Genomic DNA, 6227 nt, shown 5'->3' with positions numbered 1-6227 from the left:
GGTTGATCTGGTCCATGGCCCCGATCCTCGCTCATCCGATGCTTGCCTGCCACCGGGCCGGGAGGTTTTGCAGAACCTCCCTAGGGAAATTCGTTGATCGGGGGTTTCGCCCATTCACCGGGCAAGAACCGTATTCGTGTCAACGCAATGTAGGCAAGCTGGTTTCCTTGAAAAATCCCCCGCTGGAACAAACACTCTTAACCCGGATTCAACTATCTCAGGGGTTATTCCCTGCCCTCATCCGGCGGGCGGCAGGCCCATCGCCTTTTCCCAAGGCGGATAGGAGGGGATCGCCTCGAGCATGTGCTCGATGAAGGTTCGGAGCCGGGGCGACTGGAATTTGCTCGGCTGGTACACCAGCTGGATCTCCGGCCCTTTGGGCATCCAGTCGTCCAGAACCATGCGCAGCCGCCCGTCGATCACCGCTGGCGCCGCGATGAAACTGGCCATGCGCGCGATGCCGGCGCCGCTGAGCACTGCGTCGAGAATGGCCTCCGGATGGTTCACGCCGACATTGCCGGCGGGCGTGAGGACATACTGCTCATCCCCCTTTTCATAGATCCACTGGTGGATATTCCCCGTCTGCCACTGGACATAGGCGATGCAGTTGTGCCGCTCAATTTCCAGAGGAGATCGGGGCACGCCCCATCGCTCCAGATAGGCAGGCGTGGCGCAGGTGACATAACGCAGGTGCGCCAGCTTGCCCGCGACCATGCGGGAATCCGCCACGCCGCCGATCTTGACCAGGACGTCCAGCCCCTCCTCCACCAGATTGGGCACGCGGTCGCTGAAGTCGGCATTGACCACCAGGTCCGGGTACTTCTTGGCCATGGTCATCAGCAGCGGCATGACGACCCGGCGCCCCAACCCCACCGGCGCATGGATCTTCAGCTTCCCCTTGAGGTCTTCCTGGCCCCCGGACAATTCGCCTTCGGCGGCCTGCACCGCCAGCAGGATGTCGCGCCAGCGTGCCAGCAGCCGCTCGCCGTCGTCCGTCAGCGAAACGCTGCGGGTCGAGCGGTTGAGCAGCTTCACGCCCAGCGCTCTCTCCAGCCGGGTCACGCCCTTGCTCACGCCGGCAGGGGTCACGTTCATGCGCTGGGCCGCTACCGTGAAGCTGCGGTTCTCGGCCACCTGGATGAACATCATCGTTTCCTTGAAGCACTCGATGAGCGCTCCATCGCCGAAGGGCCGTGCCTGCTTCATCCTCCGCCGGCCTTCAATGCGCCTTGTCCCAGTCCGGCCCCACGCCCACCTCGGCCAGCAGCGGCACCTGGAGTTCGGCCACGCCCGCCATGATGCGCGGCACCTCGGCGCGCAGCCAGTCCACGTCGCCCTCGGGCAGCTCGAAGACGAGTTCGTCATGCACCTGCATGATCATGAGCACCTCGGGCCTGGCGGCGTCCAGCAGGTCCTGCACCTGCACCATGGCCTTCTTGATGAGGTCGGCCGCCGTGCCCTGCATGGGCGCGTTGATGGCGGCACGCTCGGCGGCGCTGCGGCGCGGGCCGTTGGGGGAGTTGATCTCGGGCAGGTACAGGCGCCTGCCGAATACGGTCTCCACATAGCCGCGCGCCTTGGCCTGGGCCTTGGTGTCCTGCATGTACTGCCACACGCCGGGGTAGCGCTGGAAGTAGCGGTCGATGTAGTTCTTGGCTGCCGTGTTGTCGATACCCAGGTTCTTCGCCAGGCCATAGCTGCTCATGCCGTAGATCAGGCCGAAGTTGATGACCTTGGCGTAGCGCCGCTGCTCGCTGCTCACCTGGTCCAGGGCCACGCCGAACACCTCCGCCGCCGTGGCGCGGTGCACGTCGAGCCCTTCCTGGAAGGCACGCAGCAGGGCTTCGTCACCGCTGATATGCGCCATGATGCGCAGCTCGATCTGGCTGTAGTCGCAGCTGGCGATCACGCGGCCCGGCGGGGCGACGAAGGCCTCGCGCACGCGGCGGCCTTCGGGCGTGCGGATGGGAATGTTCTGCAGGTTGGGGTCGTTGCTCGACAGGCGGCCCGTGACGGCGACGGCCTGGGCATAGTGCGTGTGCACGCGGCCGGTGCGCGGGTCGGCCAGCTGCGCGAGCTTGTCGGTGTAGGTGCCCTTGAGCTTGCACAGGCTGCGGTGCTCCAGCAGCTTGGCGGGCAAGGGGTAGTCCTCGGCCAGCTTCTCCAGCACCTCTTCGTCGGTGCTGCGCGCGCCGGTGGCGGTCTTCTTGACGACCGGCATGCCCAGCTTGTCGAAGAAGATTTCGCCGAGCTGCTTGGGGCTGGAGAGGTTGAAGGGCTGGCCCGCGATGTCGTAGGCCTCCTGCTCCAGCTTCAGGATGCGCTGGCCCAGGTCGTGGCTCTGCGCCGCGAGGCGCGCGGCGTCGATGCGCACGCCATTGCGCTCGATGCGGAACAGCGTCTCGCTGCAGGCCATCTCCAGTTCGTAGATGGCGCGCAGCTTCTCGTCGGCCTCCAGCAGCGGCCAGAGCACGCGGTGCACGTCCAGCGTCTGGTCGGAGTCCTCGCACGAATAGGCGGCTGCCTTGTCCACGGGCACCTGCGAGAACGGGATCTGCTTGGCGCCCTTGCCGCACAGGTCTTCGTAGCTGATGCCGGTGCGGCCCGTGTGGCGCTCGGCCAGGCTCGCCAGGCCGTGGGGCTTGTGCACTTCGAGCACGTAGCTTTGCAGCATGGTGTCGTGCGCGTAGCCGCGCACGTCGATGCCGTGGTTGGCGAACACGTGGCGGTCGTACTTGACATGCTGGCCCAGCTTCAGACGGCCAGAGTTTTCCAGCCACGGCTTGAGGCGCGCGAGCACCTCGGCCAGCGGCAGTTGCGCAGGCGCGTCCGGGCCGTCATGGGCCAGGGGAATGTAGGCGGCGCTGCCCGGCTCCACGCTGAAGGAGATGCCGACGATCTCGGCGCGCAGCTCGTCGAGCGAAGTGGTTTCGGTATCGACCGCGACGAGCGGCGCGGCCTCGATGCGGGCCAGCCACAAGTCGAGCTGCTCCCAGGCGAGGATGGTGTCGTAGACCACTTCGCGGTGCTGCGCGACGACGGCGACGGTGCTCGCGTCGGGCTGGGAAAACAGATCGCCCCCCGCGGGCTGCACCTGCGCCGCCTGCAGCGTGCGGGCAAGGCTCTTGAAGCCGTATTTCTGATAAAAATCGGCCAGAACGTCCGCCTGCTCAGCGCCGACAGCTATCGCATCCATAGCAGGAAAGCCCGCCATGTGTGGTACCAGGTCGCAGTCGGTCTTGATGGTGACGAGCTGGCGCCCCGTGGGCAGCCAGGCGAGCGCGCCGCGCAGGTTCTCGCCCGCCACGCCCTTGATGGCGCCGGCATGGGCCAGCAGGTTGTCCAGCGAGCCGTATTCCATGAGCCATTTGGCGGCGGTCTTGGGGCCGACCTTGGGCACGCCCGGCACGTTGTCCACCGCATCGCCCACCAGCGTCTGGTAGTCCACCATGAGCGTGGGGGGCACGCCGAACTCTGCCGTCACACCGGCCACGTCGCGCTTCTTGCCGCTCATGGTGTCGATGATGGTGATGCGCTCGTCCACGAGCTGGCTCAGGTCCTTGTCGCCGCTGGAGATGACGACCTGCATGCCCTGGCGCGCCGCCTGCGTGGCCAGGGTGCCGATCACGTCGTCGGCCTCCACGCCCTCGATGCACAGTACCGGCCAGCCCAGCAGGCGCACCACTTCGTGGATGGGCTCGATCTGCGCGCGCAGATCGTCGGGCATGGGTGCGCGGTGGGCCTTGTACTCGGCGTACAACGCATCGCGGAAGGTGGGGCCCGACGCATCGAACACGCAGGCGGCATAGTCGGCCTGCACCTCCTTCTTCAGCGCCTGCAGCATGTTGATCATGCCGCGGATCGCACCCGTGGCGGGGCTCGCGGGGTCGCCCGGCACGGCGCGCAGGTCGGGCATGGCGTGGAAGGCGCGGTAGAGGTAGCTGGAACCATCCACCAGCAGCAGGGTTTTGGAGTTGCTCATGGGCCGATTGTGCACAGGATGCGGGCCGCGGGCGGCGGCACAATCGGCCGTAGCGCGGGGCGCCCGCCCTGCTTCCCTGAGAAAGCGTTCTCCCATGAAAAAGCTATTCGCGCTGCTGGCCTGCACCGCCTGCACCCTGGCAGCGGCGGACACCGCGTTCACCAATGTGCCCCCCACGCTGCAGAAGGCGCTGCACGGCAGCGCGATCCAGTCGGCGCGGCTCGATGCCGGCGTGCTGCGGCTGCAGATGGACAAGCCGCAGGTGACCGAGCTGGTGTACGCCACCTTCGTCTTCCACAACATCTGCGCCCAGCAGTGGCGCCATCCGGAGCAGTTCGCCGGCTACGGGCTCACGCGGGTGGAACTGCTCAACGCCGGCGTCACGCAGGGCTTCGCGTTCGACGCGCGCGGCGACGTGTGTGCCGAAATGGGCCAGATGGGCAAGAACTTCCGCAGCTTCATCGCGCAGCGCACCGTGTCCTGCGACGCCGGCACCTGTCCCGCACGGCCCTGAGCCTGCGGGCAAGTCCCATGGCACGCCACGCGGGCGGGCTGTCCAATCGCGCGATGCCGTCGAAACCCCTCAAGAAACCCGCCCTGGGCCAGTGGGCCCTGGGCGCGCTGTGCGCCGTGGCCCTGGCCGCCGTGGCCGGCTGGTTCAGCCTGGACAAGGAAACGCGCGGCCTGCTGCGGACCGTGCCCACCAACCGCGACCTGCTGTTCTGGAACCAGCCGCAGCGCGACGCGGCCTTCCGCGCCATGGACCGGCTGCCCTTCCTGGTGCGCTGGCACACCGTGCAGCCCGGCGGCGATCCCCGGCCCCTGCCGCCAGGGCCGCCGCTCGCACTGCCGCTGGACATCGACGCCTACATGGCTGGCCAGCGCAGCGCCGCCCTGCTGGTCCTGCAGGGCGGGCGGCTGCGCCTGGAGCGCTACGGCCTGGACTTCGAGGACGGCGGGCGCTGGACCAGCTTTTCCGTGGCCAAGTCCTTCACCTCCACGCTGGTGGGCGCGGCGCTGCGCGACGGCCACATCCGCAGCATGGACGACAAGGTGAGCGACTACATCCCCGGCATGAAAGGCTCGGCCTACGACGTGGTGAGCATCCGCCAGCTGCTGACCATGACCTCCGGCGTGCGCTGGAGCGAGGACTACGCCGACCCGCAGTCCGACGTGGCCCGCTTCAACAGCCACCGGCCCGAACCGGGCGTGGACGCCCTGGTGAGCTACCTGCGCCAGTTGCCGCGCGCGGCGCCCGCGGGCACGCGCTGGAACTACAGCACGGGCGAGACCAACCTCGTGGGCGTGCTGCTCGCCCAGGCCACCGGCAAGCCCCTGGCCACGTACCTGCAGGAAAAGGTCTGGCAGCCCGCGGGCATGGAGCGGCAGGCCACCTGGCTGCTCAGCAAGACCGGGCTCGAGATCAGCGGCTGCTGCATCCAGGCCTCGCCGCGGGACTTCGCGCGCTTCGGGCAGTTCATCCTGGAAGGCGCGCGCGTGCAAGGCCGGAGCATCGTGCCCGACGGCTGGCTGCAGGAAGCCACCACCGCGCGCACCGGCATCGGCCAGCCCGGGCGCGGCTACGGCTACCAGTGGTGGACCTACGACGACGGCAGCTTCACCGCGCGCGGCATCTTCGGCCAGGGCCTCTTCATCGACCCGGCGCGCCAGCTGGTCATCGTCTCCCATGCCAACTGGGCCGGCGGCGCACGCGACCCCGTGGCCGGCCCGGCGCGCGAGGCGTTCTACCGGGCGGTGCAGCAGGCCGTGGACGACGAAGCCGCCAGCCAGCGCTGACGCCTACAATCGCGCCATGCGCGCCGTTCCTATCCTGATGCTGCTGGCCCTGGCCAGTGCCCCTGCCTTCGCCCAGAATATGGGTCAAAATGCCGTCCAACCCAATACTGGCGAGCGCGAGCAGCTCCTGAAACAAGAGCAAAAGGACGGTGAAGGCCGCCATAACCAGCGCGTGGAGCGCATCGTGGTGGAAGACGCCGGCAGCCGCGTTCAGGAACTGCGCGTAGGCGGCCAGACGCAGAGCATCACCGTGCAGCCCAAGACCGGCACGCCGCTGCCCGCCTACGAGGTGCGTTCCAACGACGGCGCACGCGCACGGCCGGGCAATTTCAACGAATCCGACTCCATCAACGCGCCGCGCGTGTGGAATCTGCGCCAGTTCTGAGCGCACCTTCTCAACAACGCCAGGCGCCGTCGCAGCGCCTGTTTCTTTTTTGCCTTATTGATT

5 protein-coding genes are annotated in these 6227 nt (G+C 67.7%); 3 read left to right on the top strand and 2 right to left on the bottom strand.

Annotated elements, in window-relative coordinates:
- Positions 1-237 precede the first annotated feature (237 nt).
- Together AVS7_RS18695 and polA are read right to left on the bottom strand one after the other, a co-directional pair.
- A complete protein-coding gene (locus tag AVS7_RS18695; protein ID WP_020229581.1) occupies positions 238-1206 on the bottom strand; it encodes a LysR family transcriptional regulator in 969 nt (322 codons plus the stop codon).
- A gap of 13 nt (positions 1207-1219) precedes the next feature.
- Positions 1220-3982, bottom strand: a complete 2763-nt coding sequence (polA, locus tag AVS7_RS18690; RefSeq protein ID WP_020229580.1) for a DNA polymerase I — start codon at positions 3980-3982, stop codon at positions 1220-1222.
- 94 nt (positions 3983-4076) lie between these two features.
- On the opposite strand from polA, the gene AVS7_RS18685 reads away from it, so the two are divergent.
- From AVS7_RS18685 to AVS7_RS18675, 3 genes are read left to right on the top strand one after another with little or no spacing between them, the layout of a single operon-like run.
- Complete coding sequence (locus AVS7_RS18685) at positions 4077-4496, top strand: hypothetical protein (protein ID WP_020229579.1); 420 nt, start codon at positions 4077-4079, stop codon at positions 4494-4496.
- A 53-nt stretch (positions 4497-4549) separates the two neighbouring features.
- Positions 4550-5779, top strand: coding sequence for a serine hydrolase (locus AVS7_RS18680; protein ID WP_020229578.1), 1230 nt, complete (start codon positions 4550-4552; stop codon positions 5777-5779).
- Between the two features lie 16 nt (positions 5780-5795).
- Entirely contained in the window at positions 5796-6164 is a 369-nt protein-coding gene (locus AVS7_RS18675) for a hypothetical protein (RefSeq protein ID WP_020229577.1), read from the top strand.
- The last annotated feature ends 63 nt before the right edge of the window (positions 6165-6227 follow it).

The organism is Acidovorax sp. MR-S7 (assembly GCF_000400995.2).
Lineage (GTDB): Bacteria > Pseudomonadota > Gammaproteobacteria > Burkholderiales > Burkholderiaceae_C > MR-S7.
The sequence above is the reverse complement of the archived record's forward strand: the minus strand, read 5'-3'. Positions and strand labels throughout refer to the sequence as shown.